This window comes from Bacillus luti (assembly GCF_009739945.1).
GTDB classification, from domain to species: domain Bacteria; phylum Bacillota; class Bacilli; order Bacillales; family Bacillaceae_G; genus Bacillus_A; species Bacillus_A luti.
Genome location: NZ_CP040338.1, coordinates 1 through 24,358 on the forward strand (window position 1 = coordinate 1; position 24,358 = coordinate 24,358).

The 24,358-nt window shown below is 36.2% G+C and carries 14 protein-coding genes and 4 pseudogenes; 4 read left to right on the forward strand and 14 right to left on the reverse strand.

What is annotated here, in order from left to right:
• Positions 1-5: 5 nt before the first annotated feature.
• The 5 genes and pseudogenes from EUC40_RS27670 to EUC40_RS26520 all read right to left on the reverse strand — a co-directional run.
• Positions 6-246 (reverse strand): annotated as a pseudogene (locus EUC40_RS27670) (MarR family transcriptional regulator); the annotation flags it as partial.
• A gap of 433 nt (positions 247-679) precedes the next feature.
• The gene (locus EUC40_RS27380) at positions 680-955 is read right to left on the reverse strand and encodes a GNAT family N-acetyltransferase (RefSeq protein ID WP_244322218.1); all 276 of its coding nucleotides are present in this window, start codon (positions 953-955) and stop codon (positions 680-682) included.
• Positions 956-1,256: 301 nt separating this feature from the next.
• Positions 1,257-1,466 (reverse strand): annotated as a pseudogene (locus tag EUC40_RS26510) (DUF421 domain-containing protein); the annotation flags it as partial.
• Between the two features lie 268 nt (positions 1,467-1,734).
• Positions 1,735-2,256 carry a DUF3967 domain-containing protein gene (locus tag EUC40_RS26515; RefSeq protein ID WP_000079496.1) on the reverse strand — a complete coding sequence of 174 codons (522 nt, stop codon included), beginning with the start codon at positions 2,254-2,256 and terminating at the stop codon, positions 1,735-1,737.
• Between the two features lie 180 nt (positions 2,257-2,436).
• Entirely contained in the window at positions 2,437-3,048 is a 612-nt protein-coding gene (locus tag EUC40_RS26520) for a cupin domain-containing protein (RefSeq protein WP_073542121.1), read from the reverse strand.
• Positions 3,049-3,641: 593 nt separating this feature from the next.
• Between EUC40_RS26520 and EUC40_RS26525 the strand changes: the two genes are divergently transcribed.
• The gene (locus tag EUC40_RS26525; RefSeq protein WP_046199663.1) at positions 3,642-4,592 is read left to right on the forward strand and encodes a nucleoside hydrolase; all 951 of its coding nucleotides are present in this window, start codon (positions 3,642-3,644) and stop codon (positions 4,590-4,592) included.
• A 679-nt stretch (positions 4,593-5,271) separates the two neighbouring features.
• Here the strand turns inward: EUC40_RS26525 and EUC40_RS26530 are convergent.
• Both EUC40_RS26530 and EUC40_RS26535 read right to left on the reverse strand, forming a co-directional pair.
• Positions 5,272-5,934 carry a MarR family transcriptional regulator gene (locus tag EUC40_RS26530; protein WP_000162379.1) on the reverse strand — a complete coding sequence of 221 codons (663 nt, stop codon included), beginning with the start codon at positions 5,932-5,934 and terminating at the stop codon, positions 5,272-5,274.
• 220 nt (positions 5,935-6,154) lie between these two features.
• On the reverse strand, positions 6,155-7,621 hold the full coding sequence (locus EUC40_RS26535; protein ID WP_000901539.1) for a plasmid recombination protein: 1,467 nt from the start codon (positions 7,619-7,621) through the stop codon (positions 6,155-6,157).
• Positions 7,622-8,730: 1,109 nt separating this feature from the next.
• Between EUC40_RS26535 and EUC40_RS26540 the strand changes: the two genes are divergently transcribed.
• Positions 8,731-11,487 (forward strand): exosporium leader peptide-containing protein, encoded by a 2,757-nt coding sequence (locus tag EUC40_RS26540; RefSeq protein WP_156577017.1) that lies wholly within the window; start codon positions 8,731-8,733, stop codon positions 11,485-11,487.
• 461 nt (positions 11,488-11,948) lie between these two features.
• Here EUC40_RS26540 and EUC40_RS26545 read toward each other — a convergent pair.
• The 5 genes and pseudogenes from EUC40_RS26545 to EUC40_RS26565 form a co-directional block, all read right to left on the reverse strand.
• Positions 11,949-12,422: pseudogene (locus EUC40_RS26545) on the reverse strand (MarR family transcriptional regulator); the annotation flags it as partial.
• Positions 12,423-12,686: 264 nt separating this feature from the next.
• A complete protein-coding gene (locus tag EUC40_RS26550; RefSeq protein WP_000620148.1) occupies positions 12,687-13,133 on the reverse strand; it encodes a GNAT family N-acetyltransferase in 447 nt (148 codons plus the stop codon).
• 302 nt (positions 13,134-13,435) lie between these two features.
• Positions 13,436-13,645 (reverse strand): annotated as a pseudogene (locus tag EUC40_RS26555) (DUF421 domain-containing protein); the annotation flags it as partial.
• A 268-nt stretch (positions 13,646-13,913) separates the two neighbouring features.
• A complete protein-coding gene (locus EUC40_RS26560) occupies positions 13,914-14,435 on the reverse strand; it encodes a DUF3967 domain-containing protein (protein WP_000079496.1) in 522 nt (173 codons plus the stop codon).
• A gap of 180 nt (positions 14,436-14,615) precedes the next feature.
• Positions 14,616-15,227 (reverse strand): cupin domain-containing protein, encoded by a 612-nt coding sequence (locus tag EUC40_RS26565; RefSeq protein ID WP_073542121.1) that lies wholly within the window; start codon positions 15,225-15,227, stop codon positions 14,616-14,618.
• A 593-nt stretch (positions 15,228-15,820) separates the two neighbouring features.
• Here EUC40_RS26565 and EUC40_RS26570 point away from each other — a divergent pair.
• The gene (locus tag EUC40_RS26570) at positions 15,821-16,771 is read left to right on the forward strand and encodes a nucleoside hydrolase (RefSeq protein ID WP_046199663.1); all 951 of its coding nucleotides are present in this window, start codon (positions 15,821-15,823) and stop codon (positions 16,769-16,771) included.
• A gap of 679 nt (positions 16,772-17,450) precedes the next feature.
• Here EUC40_RS26570 and EUC40_RS26575 read toward each other — a convergent pair.
• Positions 17,451-18,113 carry a MarR family transcriptional regulator gene (locus tag EUC40_RS26575; protein ID WP_000162379.1) on the reverse strand — a complete coding sequence of 221 codons (663 nt, stop codon included), beginning with the start codon at positions 18,111-18,113 and terminating at the stop codon, positions 17,451-17,453.
• 220 nt (positions 18,114-18,333) lie between these two features.
• Positions 18,334-19,800 (reverse strand): plasmid recombination protein, encoded by a 1,467-nt coding sequence (locus EUC40_RS26580; RefSeq protein WP_000901539.1) that lies wholly within the window; start codon positions 19,798-19,800, stop codon positions 18,334-18,336.
• A gap of 1,109 nt (positions 19,801-20,909) precedes the next feature.
• Here EUC40_RS26580 and EUC40_RS26585 point away from each other — a divergent pair.
• Complete coding sequence (locus EUC40_RS26585; protein ID WP_156577017.1) at positions 20,910-23,666, forward strand: exosporium leader peptide-containing protein; 2,757 nt, start codon at positions 20,910-20,912, stop codon at positions 23,664-23,666.
• Positions 23,667-24,358: the final 692 nt, after the last annotated feature.

Below are 24,358 nucleotides of genomic sequence, written 5' to 3' on the forward strand. Positions count from 1 at the left end.
GTACCTGAAATATTTTGACGAGCTATTTTAAACTTTTCACTCAAATATGTGGGAGAGGGTGGCTGGACTACCTGTCTGTTCACGTTCCTACACAATAACATTAGTCTTAAATTCCACAAATGAAGCTATTTAAATAAAAAAGCTTCTTCTTTACTACTCAAATACCAATCCAGTCCAATAATTGATATTATCCATTATTAATTGCACAAACCTCACCCGATCTAAAGGTTTTCTCTTTTTTCCTATAAGGGGTAGCGTCAGGAAAATGCGTATTTACAACGCTAAGGAAGTTCCAATCATAAAAAAGCCGATTTCCAGTCTCTCAAGGAATCGACTTTTTAATTTAGATTGTTGAACTAAAGCACCCTTTAGTTTAAGTGTAACTATTCACAAAACAAGAATACAAAAAGGGCTAGCAGCTGCCAACCTAAAACGTTCTATCTATTTGAAATATACTTTTAGCTATTCATCACTGCTGTTAGGTAATGAAACTGGAATATATTTGACACCTATTCTTTCACTATTGAGAGCCTCATAACAACTTCGTTTCCTTCCATTTCTCCCGTTTCTGAAAAACCAACTTTTTGATAAAGTTTTTTTGCCACTAAATTTTCTTCAACATAATTTATTTGGATATAGTCGAATAAATTTTCTTGCTTCAAAAATTCTATAGCTTTGTTTATGCTTCTTTACCATAGCCTTTTCCTTGATATGCACTCCCTAACATAAATCGCCAAATCTCTACTTTCCTATTTTCTATTTTATAGTCAAACATTATAAATCCTACAATTGTATCATCATTATAAATAGCATAAGGCTTGGCTCTTTCGTAAAATACCCAGGCTTGTGCCAACGATCTCATATTTGATGAAACAAAGTTTTCCTGTTCTCCTACAAGTTCTAAGTCAAAAACTTTTTGGTAGTTATCAGCGTTTATTTTCTCTAATCTAATCATCTTATACATCTCCGAGTTTTGTTTAAATACTTGTTCTTGCGATAATTATAACATAATTTAAAAGACTGGGCAGGGGTTTATATATAACACTAAAATTTGTTGAAGTCTTAATATATATTTTAAATAACTTGCCTTTCACTAACCTGCCCCATTAGTTTAAGTACATTTTTCACAATCTCAATAGAGTAAGCCTATTGGTACATAATTAAATTATCGTTAAATTAGGACTTCATAATTTCTCATAAGACTTGTATCAAAATGCTTAACGTTGTAAATCCGCATTTTTCTGACGCTACCCCAATACTAACATAAGAAAAGCAATGACTGCATGATGAGTTTTTATATTTAAATTAAATGCCAAATTCGCAATAATACTTCCGATAGAGATAGCACCAATAAAATCAAAAGTATTCATTTCAGCAATAATTTGCTTTCCTAGTAGTTTAGCTCCGATAAATAAAATCGAAAAAGCTAATAGTGTTCTCAAAATAATCTCTATATGTTCAGACACAAGTAGCTAACCCCTTTTGAATTAAGTGTTCGTATTATAACAATTTATATAAGGATAGTATGTGTCATTGTAAAAGAATTTATTATGTTCAATAGTATTAAATAATTCAAAATTAATGTCATGGTTATTCCTCTGTAGCTCCCCTTGACATCGGGGAGCTACTCCCAATTTTAGAAATTATAATAACACCACTTATAAGTAACAAAAAAGCTCACTCCTTATTTATTTTTATATAGGAGTAAGCTTTTCTCTATTATTAAATTCTAATTTATTTACCAAATAGACGACTCCAAAGCGATTTCCTCTGTTCTGAAGCTGCTATTAATCGCTTACTGTCTTGTATTTCTCTTAATACTTGCATTAATTGAATATCTCTTTGTTCTTCTCTTATTATTCTTTGAGCATCTGTTTCCTGTAAAAATTTACTTTGTTGATCCAATCTTTGAATTAATTCTAAATTAAGCTGTTCTAAACGTTCTATACGTTCTGATAATACTATTATCTGTTCTGTATCTACTACGCTATCTGTAGCAACAGTTGCTATCTCATTTTCTATAACACTTGTCATTGCTAGATTTACAGCCTGTTCTAGTGTTACGTTCTTCTTGTTCATAGCTGTTAATAGCCGTTCTATAATTGCTACATCCTTATGATAAAAAATTCTAGAATTATTACTACCGCGCTCGAAAGGATACCCAACTTCCTCCAGAGCAAGGCAATATTTACGCAAAGTACTTGAGCCAATCCCTAAATTCTTGGCTACCTCAGATCCCCAATAAGTTTGAGCCATATTTTGTCCTCCCTCTGCTTCAAGCTGTTCTCCAGTTGCTATATAGTCTTTTCCTTCTTTGAAAAGGTAACACCTTCTTTTTAAAATTTAAAGAAGAGTTTTCAATTGTTTTTTAAGATTAACAAAAGTTTATTTTTTTGCTTTTTAAAACACAGTTATAGATTTTATAATAAATCTTGATTAATAACCAACTGTATTCCTATTGCCATGACTATAATCTTCTTCCACAGCCAATGCATCTGCTTTAGTAACATGAACGGTACCAAATGAATGATTTGGAGGAGCATATATCGAATAAAGTTTTAACGGAATATTACCTGTGTTAATTACATTATGCCATGTTCCTGCAGGTATCATTATTGCAAAATCATCATAAGCATTTCTTTTGAAATTTAAATTATCTTTACTCTTTCCCATTTGAACAATCCCCTGACCTTGTTCAATACGTAAAAATTGATCAACATTAGGATGTATTTCCAAACCGATATCTTCACCAACATTAATGCTCATTAAGGTAACTTGTAAATGTTTCCCTGTCCATAAAGCAGTACGATACGTATTATTTTGCTTTGCTGCTTCATTGATATTAACAACAAATGGTTCTGATCCATAATCTTTTAACGAAATACTTCCATCACCATTGGAAAAACGAAAAAAATCAAATCTGTTTGTATAATCTATCTCATTAGGAAAAGTACAATAAACAGACTGTCTTCCATAGTTATACATTGGTATTGGTACATTAACATAATAAAGATATTGATATCGATACATAAAAGGAATATAGTGCATTTTTCTCAATCCTTCACAATTTTATAAAATTATCCTATGCACTGGTTAAGTCAATGTACTTAAAATTCAAAGTGACTTTTGTAAAGAAAGATTTTTAGCCTAAAACACTTATTTCATTAAATGGACCTTTAACTTAACAATACAATTGAAGTTTAAAAATCAAAAGAAAAAAACTATATCAACAAAGTTTTTCATCAAACTTTGTTTTAAAATTATCAATCTTTTTTATACAAGATTTTATACAATTTTTTGTACTAATACAGGACATTCGTAAACCGGAAAAACCATAGTATCTCAACAATGTATAAAATCATGCATAGGATGACAAACAAAGAAAAAGCGGAATCCTTATTATATCAATGGATTCCGCTTTTTCCTTGCTGCCGATAATGAGACGTTATGTCAACTTCACATGAATATGATATACAAAACAAAAATACTATTTTAGATGCAAACACATATAAGATATCTAAAGTTATAGATGAACAGAATGTACTATTGAAGAATATATAAAATATATATCAAATATAGTACAAGCCTATTCTTTACATCCTTAGTAAAAATAAAATTTTATGGCTTTTGGAGGAAAATATATGCCCAAAAAAGTTCTCTTGTTTACAGATTTGGGAATTGATGATGCGTTTGCTATTCTGTACACCTTTTTTCGTAATGATATCCAACTTGTGGGGATTGTAGCTGATTATGGAAATGTATCGAGAGAGAATGCTATAAAAAATATTAACTATTTGAAGTATATTTCGGGAAGAAAAGAGATACCCGTATTTCTCGGTGCTTCTGTACCTTTAACAGGTATATTGGTTCAATATTTTCCTGAAGTACATGGAAAAGTAGGACTAGGACCTATCATTCCACCTGAAATCCCTTATCCAATTTATCCCATGAATGATATTTACAAAATTATAAACTCAAATTTAGACGATCTTACAATTATCAATTTGGGAAGACTTTCCTCATTGGCTACGTCATTTATTTTGAATTTAGAAGCAATGCGGAATGTGAAAGAATACATTTGCATGGGTGGAGCCTTTTTTTACCCCGGAAACGTGACTGCTGTGGCTGAAGCTAACTTTTACGCAGACCCTTATGCAGCAAACTTAATTCTGCAGCATGCGAAGAATTTGACAATTATTCCATTAAACGTCACCCAACACGCGATTGTTACACCTGAAATGGTTCAACAAATTGATGCATTTCACCGGAATACACAAGACCTTGCAGGACTCATCATCAAACCTATGTTAGACTACTACTATAATTTCTACTCTAAATCGAATCCTGGCATAGGAGGAAGCCCTATGCATGATTTTGTAACAATATGGTATTTGTTGAATCCAGATGCAGTTCGTCTGTCAAAAGTGCCCATCAAAGTAATTCCCGATCAAGGAGAAGGATTTGGTCAAAGTATCGCAGACTTTCGTTTTGTGACAAATCCAGGTTATAAAACACATAATATCGCTTTTCAGTTCAATTATGAAAGATTTAAGAGAGATATTATGGAAACATTTTTAAGGAAAAGACTATAGCATATCCTAAGTAAAGATAAAAATACATATTTAAAAAAGAATTATTTATAGTTGGATGTATTGTAGTTGCTATGAGTTTACTAAAATAGAACTTCCTATATCGTGAATTATGTAAATAAGCCGTCCATATGGACGGCTTATTTTTGTTTAGCCTGATTTTGTCCTTGTTTTTTGGTCTACTTTTTGCTTTTTGGCTAGAGTGCTGGCTCGTCGTGTGGGGGCGAAACCCCACGTATTCCGTATCAATTTTGGAGTAAGCACTATTTTAGGACGAATGATCTAGGCGGTTCGGCTTGTATACTTACTAGTCCAAGTCGATCGGCATTGCTTTGCTTTTTGTCTGTCGGCTTGGCGAGAAAAGCATACAAGCCGAAAAAAGTTTTGCAAGGACATAATAAAAAAGAAAAGACGGTAGTCTTTAGGTGAGGATGAACGAACCGACTTTTTTATTATGAAGGTGGAGATTTTTGAGCGTTGTTTGCTCAAAAATACTACCTGTTCCTTGCGGAACTTTTAGCCCTATATATAAGAGTGAGAAGAGCAAAGTAAAGAAAGTCAGTAATATCAAGGGTTTAACAAGGGTAGGGTGTGGGAAAATTCCCACACATGTGTTGTTAAATTCCCACACCTAAAAAATGGAAAATAATAAAAAAAAAAAGATGTCAATAACAAATGACATCTAAAATAAATAAATCGGTAAGTTATGTTTTTTCTTATCTCCAGTTATTTTAAAATTTCTAAGAGACTTCTTAAAAATCTTCATAGTAGCCTTGTCTACTCCATCTTTAGGGGAACAACATAAAACATTAGGATTCACAAACCAAGTACGAGAACTACAAATGCGACCATCTTCAGTTGTCATTCCAGATTCTGCAACAGCTAAAACACCTTTTTCCAATAAACCATTCATTAAATGAGAAAGATTACTTCTATCTTTTCCTAACTTCCTTGCTAAATAACTTGGTGTAGCTGCATCTGCATCTACTTCTTCAGAATCTTCATTTGAACATTCAATTAAAATATTAGTTTTAAACTCTATATACGGTGTTAAATCAATCAAAAAAGCTTTTTCAGCATTTGTCAGATATCCCGTTTTACATAGATAATTAATATTATCAGTAATTATCTGCACAAATCTCACCCGATCTGTAGGTTTTTTCTTTTTACCAATAAAATATTCTTCTCCACCAGACATTTTACTTAATACTTGTAGCATAATGACTCTTTCTTCTTCAGAAAGTCCGCCACTACCTTCAAGTTTTTCATAAATACTATTAATTTTACTATCTCTTTCTTTTGCTTTTTTTTCAGCTTGTCCAAAATCAATAATTTTCTTTGTCATATCTAAGTTAATTCCTCCTTAATTGAGGGAATCAACAAAAATACCTATTTTTTGCTATTTGATTATAAATCAAATTATGATAATCTATAATCAGATAAGTGAAGTTTAGGTATTTTCGTAAAATACCCTATGAAAAGAGTCATGTTCCCGCATGGCTCTTTTTTTCATTCTATCATGTTTTTAACAACCTTAAAGATAAAAACAAAGTTTCCCTGTTTTTTTACCGTTCCATATCAAATCCACGATGTTTATTCACCTCTTTTTTATGCTCACGTTCAAATTGATTATCTACTCCCTTGCTACCCAATTCATTTTTAACACTCTCTCTAAACCCCTTAAATTGCTCTTTTAAAACTTTTTTCGTTTGTACATATAAAACTCTTATATTCGTCTGCAAACCCTTTATATGAGCTTTTAACGAGCTAATTTCTCTATTTAATACACCAACTTCCTTTTGCAACTGGTTTTTTTCCTGTTTCAATGTTCTATTTTCTTTCATCCAACCGTCTGCAGTCATTTTTAAACTTTCATACTCTTTCACAAAGTCTGTTTCTCTCAAACGCTCATGATCCTTTTTGATAGTGACCGCTGCATTCACTTGCTTTGTTACTTCTTGATATTGTTCTGGTGATAACACATAATTTCTTGTCTGTTTCTTTGTAATTTCAGCTTTTCCAAACATTTTATCCTGTACTTCTACTACTACTTCTTTACGTAAAAATGGAATTTTAACAGGTTCATTTGGCACTCGATCACTAGCACTATCTAATTCTTTTTGCATTTGTTCTACTCTTTTTTCTAATTCCACATGACGCTGGCCAATTAGCTGCAGCTTTTCATTTTCACTCTCTACCTGTTGCTTTACTATCTCTAATTCTTTGTACGTATCAACAACATCACTTTCCAAACTCTTTTTCGTCATTTCTAATTCGTTTGTTTTCTCTTCAACATTTTTTAAATGATCGTCAATCGTTTGTAACTTAGTTTCTTTTTCCTCTACTTGATTTTCAATAGTTGACTTTGCTTCTGCATACTCCTTGTATTGACGGACTTTCATGTACTTATGTGAACCTACATTAGCACGTTCAAAATTCGGAATATATTCTTTAGCCAATTGCTCTATATAAGCGGTTTCCCTTTCTCTCCAATGCGCAATTAACTTTCTTCCCGTTCCTTCGACACCTTGTTGTTGCAAAGCTCTATCCATTCCGACACGCCTCGTTAATCCTCGACTACTTTCAAAGTTCGGTACATAGTTAATATGTAAATGTGGATTTGCTTCGTCATCATGTAAAACCATGTTATAGACTGCCAGATTGGGATTCCGCTCTTGAAACGCTTCAGCATACCGTTTTAACGCTTCTTTCTTAGCTTCCCTATACTTCGGGTCGTCTTTACCTTCTCCAATCGCTACGACCAATTCTCGTTGCTCATGCGTTTTATCATCTTTATGTATTTTGTCATAGTAATTCTCAATCTTACGGTCATTCCGTTTTTGCTTCTCGTTATACTTGTCCACCGCTTCTTGAAAGACATCCTTGTATACACTTCGGATGTCCTTTTGAACAAAGTAAATATTCTCCTCTGACCTAGCTGGATCAATGCCAGGATTCCCATGAATATTTTCCCTATTATTGTGGCTTAATGAACTTTGGTGAGATTGATTAAATGAGATAGAACCCAACATAAAGTGCCACCACTTTCCCTAGATTAATTGATACCATAAGTCTAGCAAAGCGACGAAATGGTGTCAATTAGAGTAACCCTATACGTATTTTGACGCTTTCGCATCAAAATCGATAGGGGTCTGCGACGCTTTTCGGCTTCGCCGAGCCATGCTTAGCATGGAAAAAACAACCTTGGACTCTGTCCAAACCTGCTGGGGAAATCTTCCCCAGACCCCCTTATCCAACTCCCCAACCCCTCAAATCCTTGAGGGCCTCCCTCGCCGGTTGGCGTCCCCAAAACAATTTGTTTTGGGGAACTGCCAAGAGGTTGGAAAATCAGATGCACGAGTCAATTCCTTAATGCTCCTTTCAAGAGATCAGCAAAAAAACGCTGATCTCTTTCAGTCCGCTTACCATTGACTCTTACCACTTATTTTTCTTCTCCCAATAATCACTTTACTAATTATTCAATACTACACTTATTAAAAAGTAAAAAGTTTTTGAGTTACTTTTTTTAAACGTATTTCAAATGCTTTTAAGTTGTATTAGGGGTCACCATACCATTTCAGGAAAATTGTACGTTTAGACACAATTCGGACACATTCCAAGCGTTTCCTGTACGCTAAGAGATATCTGTCCAGAAAACCTTATATTTATGAACAGAGGGTAAAACTCAACAATATCAACACGTTTTCTGACTATAATCATGTTCATAAAGCATGTAAACAAATCAATGTTCAATTAAACTTAGGTTTCTATCTTTCTGAACATGTATTTACCTTTAAAGATACTGTAAGAATAAGGTTTTGTAGTCCTTAGCGTACAATTTTCCCAAAATAATATGGTGACCCCTATTAAAAGAAATGAAACATTTATTTCAGCAGACTTTATAATTACACTTTTTAACAATACTTAATTATAAAATTCAATATAAGAACTTTTTTTTAAACTTATACATATAATAAATATTGACATAAATTCACCTGAATAGGGAAAAAAGAGATGAACTGGTCCTTCATCTCTTTTTTTATGTCAAAAAATTAATACATTTATAATAATCAATTTTATATCTTTATACATTTACTATATATAATATATTTTTTTAATAAACTAGATAGGAGGTTTCTATATGTCAAATAACAACATTCCATCACCGTTTTTTTTCAATAATTTCAATCCAGAATTAATAGGTCCAACATTCCCTCCTATTCCTCCACTTACTTTACCTACTGGACCTACTGGATCTACAGGAGCTACAGGAGCTACAGGAGCTACTGGACCTACAGGATCTACAGGAGCTACTGGATCTACTGGACCTACTGGAGCTACTGGATCTACTGGACCTACTGGACCTACTGGACCTACTGGACCTACAGGAGCTACTGGACCTACTGGAGCTACAGGAGCTACTGGATCTACTGGACCTACTGGAGCTACTGGATCTACTGGACCTACTGGATCTACAGGAGCTACTGGATCTACAGGATCTACAGGAGCTACTGGATCTACTGGAGCTACAGGAGCTACTGGATCTACTGGACCTACAGGAGCTACTGGATCTACTGGACCTACAGGAGCTACAGGAGCTACTGGAGCTACTGGACCTACAGGATCTACAGGAGCTACTGGATCTACTGGACCTACTGGAGCTACTGGATCTACTGGACCTACTGGACCTACTGGACCTACTGGACCTACAGGAGCTACTGGACCTACTGGACCTACTGGAGCTACAGGAGCTACTGGAGCTACTGGACCTACAGGATCTACAGGAGCTACTGGATCTACTGGACCTACTGGAGCTACTGGATCTACTGGACCTACTGGACCTACTGGACCTACTGGACCTACAGGAGCTACTGGACCTACTGGACCTACTGGAGCTACTGGATCTACTGGACCTACTGGACCTACTGGACCTACTGGACCTACAGGAGCTACTGGACCTACTGGAGCTACAGGAGCTACTGGATCTACTGGACCTACTGGAGCTACTGGATCTACTGGACCTACTGGATCTACAGGAGCTACAGGAGCTACTGGACCTACTGGAGCTACAGGATCTACTGGAGCTACAGGATCTACTGGAGCTACTGGACCTACTGGACCTACAGGAGCTACAGGATCTACTGGAGCTACTGGACCTACTGGATCTACAGGAGCTACTGGATCTACTGGATCTACAGGAGCTACAGGATCTACTGGATCTACTGGATCTACAGGAGCTACTGGATCTACAGGATCTACAGGATCTACAGGATCTACTGGAGCTACAGGAGCTACTGGATCTACTGGACCTACAGGAGCTACAGGAGCTACAGGAGCTACTGGACCTACAGGAGCTACTGGACCTACTGGAGCTACTGGACCTACAGGAGCTACAGGAGCTACTGGACCTACAGGAGCTACAGGAGCTACTGGATCTACTGGACCTACTGGAGCTACTGGATCTACTGGACCTACTGGACCTACTGGACCTACTGGACCTACAGGAGCTACTGGACCTACTGGAGCTACAGGAGCTACTGGATCTACTGGACCTACTGGAGCTACTGGATCTACTGGACCTACTGGATCTACAGGAGCTACAGGAGCTACTGGACCTACAGGAGCTACAGGATCTACTGGAGCTACAGGATCTACTGGATCTACTGGACCTACTGGATCTACTGGAGCTACTGGACCTACTGGACCTACAGGAGCTACAGGATCTACTGGAGCTACTGGACCTACTGGATCTACTGGAGCTACTGGACCTACTGGATCTACTGGATCTACTGGACCTACTGGACCTACAGGAGCTACAGGATCTACTGGAGCTACTGGACCTACTGGATCTACTGGAGCTACTGGACCTACTGGATCTACTGGACCTACTGGACCTACAGGAGCTACAGGATCTACTGGAGCTACTGGACCTACTGGATCTACTGGAGCTACTGGACCTACTGGATCTACTGGATCTACTGGACCTACTGGACCTACAGGAGCTACAGGATCTACTGGAGCTACTGGACCTACTGGATCTACTGGAGCTACTGGACCTACTGGATCTACTGGAGCTACTGGATCTACTGGATCTACTGGAGCTACTGGATCTACAGGATCTACAGGAGCTACTGGACCTACAGGAGCTACAGGAGCTACAGGAGCTACAGGAGCTACTGGAGCTACAGGAGCTACTGGACCTACAGGATCTACAGGATCTACTGGAGCTACTGGACCTACTGGATCTACAGGATCTACTGGAGCTACTGGATCTACAGGATCTACAGGATCTACAGGATCTACTGGAGCTACAGGAGCTACTGGATCTACTGGACCTACTGGATCTACAGGAGCTACAGGAGCTACTGGACCTACAGGAGCTACTGGACCTACTGGAGCTACTGGACCTACAGGAGCTACAGGAGCTACAGGATCTACTGGACCTACTGGAGCTACTGGATCTACTGGAACTTTTTCTTCTGCTAACGCTAGTATAGTAACTCCTGCTCCTCAAACTGTTAATAATTTAGCACCTATTCAATTTACAGCACCAGTTTTAATAAGTAAAAATGTTACATTTAATGGTATTGATACTTTTACTATTCAAATTCCTGGTAATTACTTTTTTATTGGTGCTGTAATGACTTCAAATAATCAAGCTGGCCCTGTTGCTGTTGGTGTAGGATTTAATGGTATTCCAGTTCCTAGTTTAGATGGAGCTAATTATGGTACACCTACAGGTCAAGAAGTTGTTTGTTTCGGATTTTCTGGTCAAATACCAGCTGGCACAACAATTAATTTATATAATATTAGTGATAAAACTATTTCAATAGGTGGAGCTACAGCAGCAGGATCAAGTATTGTAGCAGCTAGATTATCTTTTTTTCGCATTTCTTAATTAATATTATTACAAATAATATTAATTATATAAAATTTTGCTTTTTGGCTAGAGTGCTGGCTCGTCGTGTGGGGGCGAAACCCCACGAATTACGTATCTATTTTAGAATAAAAACTATTTTTGGACGATTGATCTAAGCGATTCGGCTTGTATACTTGTTTGTTCAAGTCGAGAACCATTGTTTTGCTTTTTGTCTGTCGGCTTGGCGAAAAAATCATACAAGCCGAAAAAAGTTCCGCAAGGATAATTTTTTTAAAGGTGGAGATTTTTGAGCGTTATTTGCTCAAAAATACTACCTGTTCCTTGCGGAACTTTTAGCTCTATATATAAGAGTGAGAAGAACAAAATGAAAAAAGTTAATAATATCAAGGGTTCATAAGATGTTAGGTGTCATGTTTTCATGACACCTAACAATTGGGAAATAACAAAAAAAAAAAGAATACAATAGAAATTTGTATTCTTTAAAACAAATAAACAGGAAGTTTATACTTCTTTTTCCTTTTTTCTTCCAATTTAAAATTTTGTAATGAATCTCTAAAAATATGTTGTGTTGCTTTGTCTATACCATCCTTTGGACTACAACACATAATATTAGGATTTACAAACCATGTACGACTTGTACACACCCGACCATCTTCTGTTGTTACCCCTGCTTGCGCAACAGCTAATACTCCTTTTTTTAACAAAGTATTCATTGTACCTGAAATATTTTGACGAGCTATTTTAAACTTTTCACTCAAATATGTGGGAGATGCTGGACTACCTGTTTCACGTTCTACAATAACATTAGTCTTAAATTCCACAAATGAAGCTAATTTAAATAAAAAAGCTTCTTCTTTACTACTCAAATAACCAATCTCAGTCAAATAATTGATATTATCCATTATTAATTGCACAAACCTCACCCGATCTAAAGGTTTTCTCTTTTTTCCTATAAGGGGTAGCGTCAGGAAAATGCGTATTTACAACGCTAAGGAAGTTCCAATCATAAAAAAAGCCGATTTCCAGTCTCTCAAGGAATCGACTTTTTAATTTAGATTGTTGAACTAAAGCACCCTTTAGTTTAAGTGTAACTATTCACAAAACAAGAATACAAAAAGGGCTAGCAGCTGCCAACCTAAAACGTTCTATCTATTTGAAATATACTTTTAGCTATTCATCACTGCTGTTAGGTAATGAAACTGGAATATATTTGACACCTATTCTTTCACTATTGAGAGCCTCATAACAACTTCGTTTCCTTCCATTTCTCCCGTTTCTGAAAAACCAACTTTTTGATAAAGTTTTTTTGCCACTAAATTTTCTTCAACATAATTTATTTGGATATAGTCGAATAAATTTTCTTGCTTCAAAAATTCTATAGCTTTGTTTAATGCTTCTTTACCATAGCCTTTTCCTTGATATGCACTCCCTAACATAAATCGCCAAATCTCTACTTTCCTATTTTCTATTTTATAGTCAAACATTATAAATCCTACAATTGTATCATCATTATAAATAGCATAAGGCTTGGCTCTTTCGTAAAATACCCAGGCTTGTGCCAACGATCTCATATTTGATGAAACAAAGTTTTCCTGTTCTCCTACAAGTTCTAAGTCAAAAACTTTTTGGTAGTTATCAGCGTTTATTTTCTCTAATCTAATCATCTTATACATCTCCGAGTTTTGTTTAAATACTTGTTCTTGCGATAATTATAACATAATTTAAAAGACTGGGCAGGGGTTTATATATAACACTAAAATTTGTTGAAGTCTTAATATATATTTTAAATAACTTGCCTTTCACTAACCTGCCCCATTAGTTTAAGTACATTTTTTCACAATCTCAATAGAGTAAGCCTATTGGTACATAATTAAATTATCGTTAAATTAGGACTTCATAATTTCTCATAAGACTTGTATCAAAATGCTTAACGTTGTAAATCCGCATTTTTCTGACGCTACCCCAATACTAACATAAGAAAAGCAATGACTGCATGATGAGTTTTTATATTTAAATTAAATGCCAAATTCGCAATAATACTTCCGATAGAGATAGCACCAATAAAATCAAAAGTATTCATTTCAGCAATAATTTGCTTTCCTAGTAGTTTAGCTCCGATAAATAAAATCGAAAAAGCTAATAGTGTTCTCAAAATAATCTCTATATGTTCAGACACAAGTAGCTAACCCCTTTTGAATTAAGTGTTCGTATTATAACAATTTATATAAGGATAGTATGTGTCATTGTAAAAGAATTTATTATGTTCAATAGTATTAAATAATTCAAAATTAATGTCATGGTTATTCCTCTGTAGCTCCCCTTGACATCGGGGAGCTACTCCCAATTTTAGAAATTATAATAACACCACTTATAAGTAACAAAAAAGCTCACTCCTTATTTATTTTTATATAGGAGTAAGCTTTTCTCTATTATTAAATTCTAATTTATTTACCAAATAGACGACTCCAAAGCGATTTCCTCTGTTCTGAAGCTGCTATTAATCGCTTACTGTCTTGTATTTCTCTTAATACTTGCATTAATTGAATATCTCTTTGTTCTTCTCTTATTATTCTTTGAGCATCTGTTTCCTGTAAAAATTTACTTTGTTGATCCAATCTTTGAATTAATTCTAAATTAAGCTGTTCTAAACGTTCTATACGTTCTGATAATACTATTATCTGTTCTGTATCTACTACGCTATCTGTAGCAACAGTTGCTATCTCATTTTCTATAACACTTGTCATTGCTAGATTTACAGCCTGTTCTAGTGTTACGTTCTTCTTGTTCATAGCTGTTAATAGCCGTTCTATAATTGCTACATCCTTATGATAAAAAATTCTAGAATTATTACTACCGCGCTCGAAAGGATACCCAACTTCCTCCAGAGCAAGGCAATATTTACGCAAAGTACTTGAGCCAATCCCTAAATTCTTGGCTACCTCAGATCCCCAATAAGTTTGAGCCATATTTTGTCCTCCCTCTGCTTCAAGCTGTTCTCCAGTTGCTATATAGTCTTTTCCTTCTTTGAAAAGGTAACACCTTCTTTTTAAAATTTAAAGAAGAGTTTTCAATTGTTTTTTAAGATTAACAAAAGTTTATTTTTTTGCTTTTTAAAACACAGTTATAGATTTTATAATAAATCTTGATTAATAACCAACTGTATTCCTATTGCCATGACTATAATCTTCTTCCACAGCCAATGCATCTGCTTTAGTAACATGAACGGTACCAAATGAATGATTTGGAGGAGCATATATCGAATAAAGTTTTAACGGAATATTACCTGTGTTAATTACATTATGCCATGTTCCTGCAGGTATCATTATTGCAAAATCATCATAAGCATTTCTTTTGAAATTTAAATTATCTTTACTCTTTCCCATTTGAACAATCCCCTGACCTTGTTCAATACGTAAAAATTGATCAACATTAGGATGTATTTCCAAACCGATATCTTCACCAACATTAATGCTCATTAAGGTAACTTGTAAATGTTTCCCTGTCCATAAAGCAGTACGATACGTATTATTTTGCTTTGCTGCTTCATTGATATTAACAACAAATGGTTCTGATCCATAATCTTTTAACGAAATACTTCCATCACCATTGGAAAAACGAAAAAAATCAAATCTGTTTGTATAATCTATCTCATTAGGAAAAGTACAATAAACAGACTGTCTTCCATAGTTATACATTGGTATTGGTACATTAACATAATAAAGATATTGATATCGATACATAAAAGGAATATAGTGCATTTTTCTCAATCCTTCACAATTTTATAAAATTATCCTATGCACTGGTTAAGTCAATGTACTTAAAATTCAAAGTGACTTTTGTAAAGAAAGATTTTTAGCCTAAAACACTTATTTCATTAAATGGACCTTTAACTTAACAATACAATTGAAGTTTAAAAATCAAAAGAAAAAAACTATATCAACAAAGTTTTTCATCAAACTTTGTTTTAAAATTATCAATCTTTTTTATACAAGATTTTATACAATTTTTTGTACTAATACAGGACATTCGTAAACCGGAAAAACCATAGTATCTCAACAATGTATAAAATCATGCATAGGATGACAAACAAAGAAAAAGCGGAATCCTTATTATATCAATGGATTCCGCTTTTTCCTTGCTGCCGATAATGAGACGTTATGTCAACTTCACATGAATATGATATACAAAACAAAAATACTATTTTAGATGCAAACACATATAAGATATCTAAAGTTATAGATGAACAGAATGTACTATTGAAGAATATATAAAATATATATCAAATATAGTACAAGCCTATTCTTTACATCCTTAGTAAAAATAAAATTTTATGGCTTTTGGAGGAAAATATATGCCCAAAAAAGTTCTCTTGTTTACAGATTTGGGAATTGATGATGCGTTTGCTATTCTGTACACCTTTTTTCGTAATGATATCCAACTTGTGGGGATTGTAGCTGATTATGGAAATGTATCGAGAGAGAATGCTATAAAAAATATTAACTATTTGAAGTATATTTCGGGAAGAAAAGAGATACCCGTATTTCTCGGTGCTTCTGTACCTTTAACAGGTATATTGGTTCAATATTTTCCTGAAGTACATGGAAAAGTAGGACTAGGACCTATCATTCCACCTGAAATCCCTTATCCAATTTATCCCATGAATGATATTTACAAAATTATAAACTCAAATTTAGACGATCTTACAATTATCAATTTGGGAAGACTTTCCTCATTGGCTACGTCATTTATTTTGAATTTAGAAGCAATGCGGAATGTGAAAGAATACATTTGCATGGGTGGAGCCTTTTTTTACCCCGGAAACGTGACTGCTGTGGCTGAAGCTAACTTTTACGCAGACCCTTATGCAGCAAACTTAATTCTGCAGCATGCGAAGAATTTGACAATTATTCCATTAAACGTCACCCAACACGCGATTGTTACACCTGAAATGGTTCAACAAATTGATGCATTTCACCGGAATACACAAGACCTTGCAGGACTCATCATCAAACCTATGTTAGACTACTACTATAATTTCTACTCTAAATCGAATCCTGGCATAGGAGGAAGCCCTATGCATGATTTTGTAACAATATGGTATTTGTTGAATCCAGATGCAGTTCGTCTGTCAAAAGTGCCCATCAAAGTAATTCCCGATCAAGGAGAAGGATTTGGTCAAAGTATCGCAGACTTTCGTTTTGTGACAAATCCAGGTTATAAAACACATAATATCGCTTTTCAGTTCAATTATGAAAGATTTAAGAGAGATATTATGGAAACATTTTTAAGGAAAAGACTATAGCATATCCTAAGTAAAGATAAAAATACATATTTAAAAAAGAATTATTTATAGTTGGATGTATTGTAGTTGCTATGAGTTTACTAAAATAGAACTTCCTATATCGTGAATTATGTAAATAAGCCGTCCATATGGACGGCTTATTTTTGTTTAGCCTGATTTTGTCCTTGTTTTTTGGTCTACTTTTTGCTTTTTGGCTAGAGTGCTGGCTCGTCGTGTGGGGGCGAAACCCCACGTATTCCGTATCAATTTTGGAGTAAGCACTATTTTAGGACGAATGATCTAGGCGGTTCGGCTTGTATACTTACTAGTCCAAGTCGATCGGCATTGCTTTGCTTTTTGTCTGTCGGCTTGGCGAGAAAAGCATACAAGCCGAAAAAAGTTTTGCAAGGACATAATAAAAAAGAAAAGACGGTAGTCTTTAGGTGAGGATGAACGAACCGACTTTTTTATTATGAAGGTGGAGATTTTTGAGCGTTGTTTGCTCAAAAATACTACCTGTTCCTTGCGGAACTTTTAGCCCTATATATAAGAGTGAGAAGAGCAAAGTAAAGAAAGTCAGTAATATCAAGGGTTTAACAAGGGTAGGGTGTGGGAAAATTCCCACACATGTGTTGTTAAATTCCCACACCTAAAAAATGGAAAATAATAAAAAAAAAAAGATGTCAATAACAAATGACATCTAAAATAAATAAATCGGTAAGTTATGTTTTTTCTTATCTCCAGTTATTTTAAAATTTCTAAGAGACTTCTTAAAAATCTTCATAGTAGCCTTGTCTACTCCATCTTTAGGGGAACAACATAAAACATTAGGATTCACAAACCAAGTACGAGAACTACAAATGCGACCATCTTCAGTTGTCATTCCAGATTCTGCAACAGCTAAAACACCTTTTTCCAATAAACCATTCATTAAATGAGAAAGATTACTTCTATCTTTTCCTAACTTCCTTGCTAAATAACTTGGTGTAGCTGCATCTGCATCTACTTCTTCAGAATCTTCATTTGAACATTCAATTAAAATATTAGTTTTAAACTCTATATACGGTGTTAAATCAATCAAAAAAGCTTTTTCAGCATTTGTCAGATATCCCGTTTTACATAGATAATTAATATTATCAGTAATTATCTGCACAAATCTCACCCGATCTGTAGGTTTTTTCTTTTTACCAATAAAATATTCTTCTCCACCAGACATTTTACTTAATACTTGTAGCATAATGACTCTTTCTTCTTCAGAAAGTCCGCCACTACCTTCAAGTTTTTCATAAATACTATTAATTTTACTATCTCTTTCTTTTGCTTTTTTTTCAGCTTGTCCAAAATCAATAATTTTCTTTGTCATATCTAAGTTAATTCCTCCTTAATTGAGGGAATCAACAAAAATACCTATTTTTTGCTATTTGATTATAAATCAAATTATGATAATCTATAATCAGATAAGTGAAGTTTAGGTATTTTCGTAAAATACCCTATGAAAAGAGTCATGTTCCCGCATGGCTCTTTTTTTCATTCTATCATGTTTTTAACAACCTTAAAGATAAAAACAAAGTTTCCCTGTTTTTTTACCGTTCCATATCAAATCCACGATGTTTATTCACCTCTTTTTTATGCTCACGTTCAAATTGATTATCTACTCCCTTGCTACCCAATTCATTTTTAACACTCTCTCTAAACCCCTTAAATTGCTCTTTTAAAACTTTTTTCGTTTGTACATATAAAACTCTTATATTCGTCTGCAAACCCTTTATATGAGCTTTTAACGAGCTAATTTCTCTATTTAATACACCAACTTCCTTTTGCAACTGGTTTTTTTCCTGTTTCAATGTTCTATTTTCTTTCATCCAACCGTCTGCAGTCATTTTTAAACTTTCATACTCTTTCACAAAGTCTGTTTCTCTCAAACGCTCATGATCCTTTTTGATAGTGACCGCTGCATTCACTTGCTTTGTTACTTCTTGATATTGTTCTGGTGATAACACATAATTTCTTGTCTGTTTCTTTGTAATTTCAGCTTTTCCAAACATTTTATCCTGTACTTCTACTACTACTTCTTTACGTAAAAATGGAATTTTAACAGGTTCATTTGGCACTCGATCACTAGCACTATCTAATTCTTTTTGCATTTGTTCTACTCTTTTTTCTAATTCCACATGACGCTGGCCAATTAGCTGCAGCTTTTCATTTTCACTCTCTACCTGTTGCTTTACTATCTCTAATTCTTTGTACGTATCAACAACATCACTTTCCAAACTCTTTTTCGTCATTTCTAATTCGTTTGTTTTCTCTTCAACATTTTTTAAATGATCGTCAATCGTTTGTAACTTAGTTTCTTTTTCCTCTACTTGATTTTCAATAGTTGACTTTGCTTCTGCATACTCCTTGTATTGACGGACTTTCATGTACTTATGTGAACCTACATTAGCACGTTCAAAATTCGGAATATATTCTTTAGCCAATTGCTCTATATAAGCGGTTTCCCTTTCTCTCCAATGCGCAATTAACTTTCTTCCCGTTCCTTCGACACCTTGTTGTTGCAAAGCTCTATCCATTCCGACACGCCTCGTTAATCCTCGACTACTTTCAAAGTTCGGTACATAGTTAATATGTAAATGTGGATTTGCTTCGTCATCATGTAAAACCATGTTATAGACTGCCAGATTGGGATTCCGCTCTTGAAACGCTTCAGCATACCGTTTTAACGCTTCTTTCTTAGCTTCCCTATACTTCGGGTCGTCTTTACCTTCTCCAATCGCTACGACCAATTCTCGTTGCTCATGCGTTTTATCATCTTTATGTATTTTGTCATAGTAATTCTCAATCTTACGGTCATTCCGTTTTTGCTTCTCGTTATACTTGTCCACCGCTTCTTGAAAGACATCCTTGTATACACTTCGGATGTCCTTTTGAACAAAGTAAATATTCTCCTCTGACCTAGCTGGATCAATGCCAGGATTCCCATGAATATTTTCCCTATTATTGTGGCTTAATGAACTTTGGTGAGATTGATTAAATGAGATAGAACCCAACATAAAGTGCCACCACTTTCCCTAGATTAATTGATACCATAAGTCTAGCAAAGCGACGAAATGGTGTCAATTAGAGTAACCCTATACGTATTTTGACGCTTTCGCATCAAAATCGATAGGGGTCTGCGACGCTTTTCGGCTTCGCCGAGCCATGCTTAGCATGGAAAAAACAACCTTGGACTCTGTCCAAACCTGCTGGGGAAATCTTCCCCAGACCCCCTTATCCAACTCCCCAACCCCTCAAATCCTTGAGGGCCTCCCTCGCCGGTTGGCGTCCCCAAAACAATTTGTTTTGGGGAACTGCCAAGAGGTTGGAAAATCAGATGCACGAGTCAATTCCTTAATGCTCCTTTCAAGAGATCAGCAAAAAAACGCTGATCTCTTTCAGTCCGCTTACCATTGACTCTTACCACTTATTTTTCTTCTCCCAATAATCACTTTACTAATTATTCAATACTACACTTATTAAAAAGTAAAAAGTTTTTGAGTTACTTTTTTTAAACGTATTTCAAATGCTTTTAAGTTGTATTAGGGGTCACCATACCATTTCAGGAAAATTGTACGTTTAGACACAATTCGGACACATTCCAAGCGTTTCCTGTACGCTAAGAGATATCTGTCCAGAAAACCTTATATTTATGAACAGAGGGTAAAACTCAACAATATCAACACGTTTTCTGACTATAATCATGTTCATAAAGCATGTAAACAAATCAATGTTCAATTAAACTTAGGTTTCTATCTTTCTGAACATGTATTTACCTTTAAAGATACTGTAAGAATAAGGTTTTGTAGTCCTTAGCGTACAATTTTCCCAAAATAATATGGTGACCCCTATTAAAAGAAATGAAACATTTATTTCAGCAGACTTTATAATTACACTTTTTAACAATACTTAATTATAAAATTCAATATAAGAACTTTTTTTTAAACTTATACATATAATAAATATTGACATAAATTCACCTGAATAGGGAAAAAAGAGATGAACTGGTCCTTCATCTCTTTTTTTATGTCAAAAAATTAATACATTTATAATAATCAATTTTATATCTTTATACATTTACTATATATAATATATTTTTTTAATAAACTAGATAGGAGGTTTCTATATGTCAAATAACAACATTCCATCACCGTTTTTTTTCAATAATTTCAATCCAGAATTAATAGGTCCAACATTCCCTCCTATTCCTCCACTTACTTTACCTACTGGACCTACTGGATCTACAGGAGCTACAGGAGCTACAGGAGCTACTGGACCTACAGGATCTACAGGAGCTACTGGATCTACTGGACCTACTGGAGCTACTGGATCTACTGGACCTACTGGACCTACTGGACCTACTGGACCTACAGGAGCTACTGGACCTACTGGAGCTACAGGAGCTACTGGATCTACTGGACCTACTGGAGCTACTGGATCTACTGGACCTACTGGATCTACAGGAGCTACTGGATCTACAGGATCTACAGGAGCTACTGGATCTACTGGAGCTACAGGAGCTACTGGATCTACTGGACCTACAGGAGCTACTGGATCTACTGGACCTACAGGAGCTACAGGAGCTACTGGAGCTACTGGACCTACAGGATCTACAGGAGCTACTGGATCTACTGGACCTACTGGAGCTACTGGATCTACTGGACCTACTGGACCTACTGGACCTACTGGACCTACAGGAGCTACTGGACCTACTGGACCTACTGGAGCTACAGGAGCTACTGGAGCTACTGGACCTACAGGATCTACAGGAGCTACTGGATCTACTGGACCTACTGGAGCTACTGGATCTACTGGACCTACTGGACCTACTGGACCTACTGGACCTACAGGAGCTACTGGACCTACTGGACCTACTGGAGCTACTGGATCTACTGGACCTACTGGACCTACTGGACCTACTGGACCTACAGGAGCTACTGGACCTACTGGAGCTACAGGAGCTACTGGATCTACTGGACCTACTGGAGCTACTGGATCTACTGGACCTACTGGATCTACAGGAGCTACAGGAGCTACTGGACCTACTGGAGCTACAGGATCTACTGGAGCTACAGGATCTACTGGAGCTACTGGACCTACTGGACCTACAGGAGCTACAGGATCTACTGGAGCTACTGGACCTACTGGATCTACAGGAGCTACTGGATCTACTGGATCTACAGGAGCTACAGGATCTACTGGATCTACTGGATCTACAGGAGCTACTGGATCTACAGGATCTACAGGATCTACAGGATCTACTGGAGCTACAGGAGCTACTGGATCTACTGGACCTACAGGAGCTACAGGAGCTACAGGAGCTACTGGACCTACAGGAGCTACTGGACCTACTGGAGCTACTGGACCTACAGGAGCTACAGGAGCTACTGGACCTACAGGAGCTACAGGAGCTACTGGATCTACTGGACCTACTGGAGCTACTGGATCTACTGGACCTACTGGACCTACTGGACCTACTGGACCTACAGGAGCTACTGGACCTACTGGAGCTACAGGAGCTACTGGATCTACTGGACCTACTGGAGCTACTGGATCTACTGGACCTACTGGATCTACAGGAGCTACAGGAGCTACTGGACCTACAGGAGCTACAGGATCTACTGGAGCTACAGGATCTACTGGATCTACTGGACCTACTGGATCTACTGGAGCTACTGGACCTACTGGACCTACAGGAGCTACAGGATCTACTGGAGCTACTGGACCTACTGGATCTACTGGAGCTACTGGACCTACTGGATCTACTGGATCTACTGGACCTACTGGACCTACAGGAGCTACAGGATCTACTGGAGCTACTGGACCTACTGGATCTACTGGAGCTACTGGACCTACTGGATCTACTGGACCTACTGGACCTACAGGAGCTACAGGATCTACTGGAGCTACTGGACCTACTGGATCTACTGGAGCTACTGGACCTACTGGATCTACTGGATCTACTGGACCTACTGGACCTACAGGAGCTACAGGATCTACTGGAGCTACTGGACCTACTGGATCTACTGGAGCTACTGGACCTACTGGATCTACTGGAGCTACTGGATCTACTGGATCTACTGGAGCTACTGGATCTACAGGATCTACAGGAGCTACTGGACCTACAGGAGCTACAGGAGCTACAGGAGCTACAGGAGCTACTGGAGCTACAGGAGCTACTGGACCTACAGGATCTACAGGATCTACTGGAGCTACTGGACCTACTGGATCTACAGGATCTACTGGAGCTACTGGATCTACAGGATCTACAGGATCTACAGGATCTACTGGAGCTACAGGAGCTACTGGATCTACTGGACCTACTGGATCTACAGGAGCTACAGGAGCTACTGGACCTACAGGAGCTACTGGACCTACTGGAGCTACTGGACCTACAGGAGCTACAGGAGCTACAGGATCTACTGGACCTACTGGAGCTACTGGATCTACTGGAACTTTTTCTTCTGCTAACGCTAGTATAGTAACTCCTGCTCCTCAAACTGTTAATAATTTAGCACCTATTCAATTTACAGCACCAGTTTTAATAAGTAAAAATGTTACATTTAATGGTATTGATACTTTTACTATTCAAATTCCTGGTAATTACTTTTTTATTGGTGCTGTAATGACTTCAAATAATCAAGCTGGCCCTGTTGCTGTTGGTGTAGGATTTAATGGTATTCCAGTTCCTAGTTTAGATGGAGCTAATTATGGTACACCTACAGGTCAAGAAGTTGTTTGTTTCGGATTTTCTGGTCAAATACCAGCTGGCACAACAATTAATTTATATAATATTAGTGATAAAACTATTTCAATAGGTGGAGCTACAGCAGCAGGATCAAGTATTGTAGCAGCTAGATTATCTTTTTTTCGCATTTCTTAATTAATATTATTACAAATAATATTAATTATATAAAATTTTGCTTTTTGGCTAGAGTGCTGGCTCGTCGTGTGGGGGCGAAACCCCACGAATTACGTATCTATTTTAGAATAAAAACTATTTTTGGACGATTGATCTAAGCGATTCGGCTTGTATACTTGTTTGTTCAAGTCGAGAACCATTGTTTTGCTTTTTGTCTGTCGGCTTGGCGAAAAAATCATACAAGCCGAAAAAAGTTCCGCAAGGATAATTTTTTTAAAGGTGGAGATTTTTGAGCGTTATTTGCTCAAAAATACTACCTGTTCCTTGCGGAACTTTTAGCTCTATATATAAGAGTGAGAAGAACAAAATGAAAAAAGTTAATAATATCAAGGGTTCATAAGATGTTAGGTGTCATGTTTTCATGACACCTAACAATTGGGAAATAACAAAAAAAAAAAGAATACAATAGAAATTTGTATTCTTTAAAACAAATAAACAGAAGTTTATACTTCTTTTTCCTTTTTCTTCCATTTAAAATTTTGTAATGAATCTCTAAAAATATGTTGTGTTGCTTGTCTATACCATCCTTTGGACTACAACACATAATATTAGGATTTACAAACCATGTACGACTTGTACACACCCGACCATCTTCTGTTGTTACCCCTGCTTGCGCAACAGCTAATACTCCTTTTTTTAACAAAGTATTCATT

Excerpts from the sequence above, each read along its gene's own strand:
- EUC40_RS27380 (WP_244322218.1), bottom strand. The coding sequence starts at position 955 with ATGATTAGATTAGAGAAAATAAACGCTGATAACTACCAAAAAGTTTTT.
- EUC40_RS26515 (WP_000079496.1), bottom strand. The coding sequence starts at position 2,256 with ATGGCTCAAACTTATTGGGGATCTGAGGTAGCCAAGAATTTAGGGATT.
- EUC40_RS26520 (WP_073542121.1), bottom strand. The coding sequence starts at position 3,048 with ATGCACTATATTCCTTTTATGTATCGATATCAATATCTTTATTATGTT.
- EUC40_RS26525 (WP_046199663.1), top strand. The coding sequence starts at position 3,642 with ATGCCCAAAAAAGTTCTCTTGTTTACAGATTTGGGAATTGATGATGCG.
- EUC40_RS26530 (WP_000162379.1), bottom strand. The coding sequence starts at position 5,934 with ATGACAAAGAAAATTATTGATTTTGGACAAGCTGAAAAAAAAGCAAAA.
- EUC40_RS26535 (WP_000901539.1), bottom strand. The coding sequence starts at position 7,621 with ATGTTGGGTTCTATCTCATTTAATCAATCTCACCAAAGTTCATTAAGC.
- EUC40_RS26540 (WP_156577017.1), top strand. The coding sequence starts at position 8,731 with ATGTCAAATAACAACATTCCATCACCGTTTTTTTTCAATAATTTCAAT.
- EUC40_RS26550 (WP_000620148.1), bottom strand. The coding sequence starts at position 13,133 with ATGATTAGATTAGAGAAAATAAACGCTGATAACTACCAAAAAGTTTTT.
- EUC40_RS26560 (WP_000079496.1), bottom strand. The coding sequence starts at position 14,435 with ATGGCTCAAACTTATTGGGGATCTGAGGTAGCCAAGAATTTAGGGATT.
- EUC40_RS26565 (WP_073542121.1), bottom strand. The coding sequence starts at position 15,227 with ATGCACTATATTCCTTTTATGTATCGATATCAATATCTTTATTATGTT.
- EUC40_RS26570 (WP_046199663.1), top strand. The coding sequence starts at position 15,821 with ATGCCCAAAAAAGTTCTCTTGTTTACAGATTTGGGAATTGATGATGCG.
- EUC40_RS26575 (WP_000162379.1), bottom strand. The coding sequence starts at position 18,113 with ATGACAAAGAAAATTATTGATTTTGGACAAGCTGAAAAAAAAGCAAAA.
- EUC40_RS26580 (WP_000901539.1), bottom strand. The coding sequence starts at position 19,800 with ATGTTGGGTTCTATCTCATTTAATCAATCTCACCAAAGTTCATTAAGC.
- EUC40_RS26585 (WP_156577017.1), top strand. The coding sequence starts at position 20,910 with ATGTCAAATAACAACATTCCATCACCGTTTTTTTTCAATAATTTCAAT.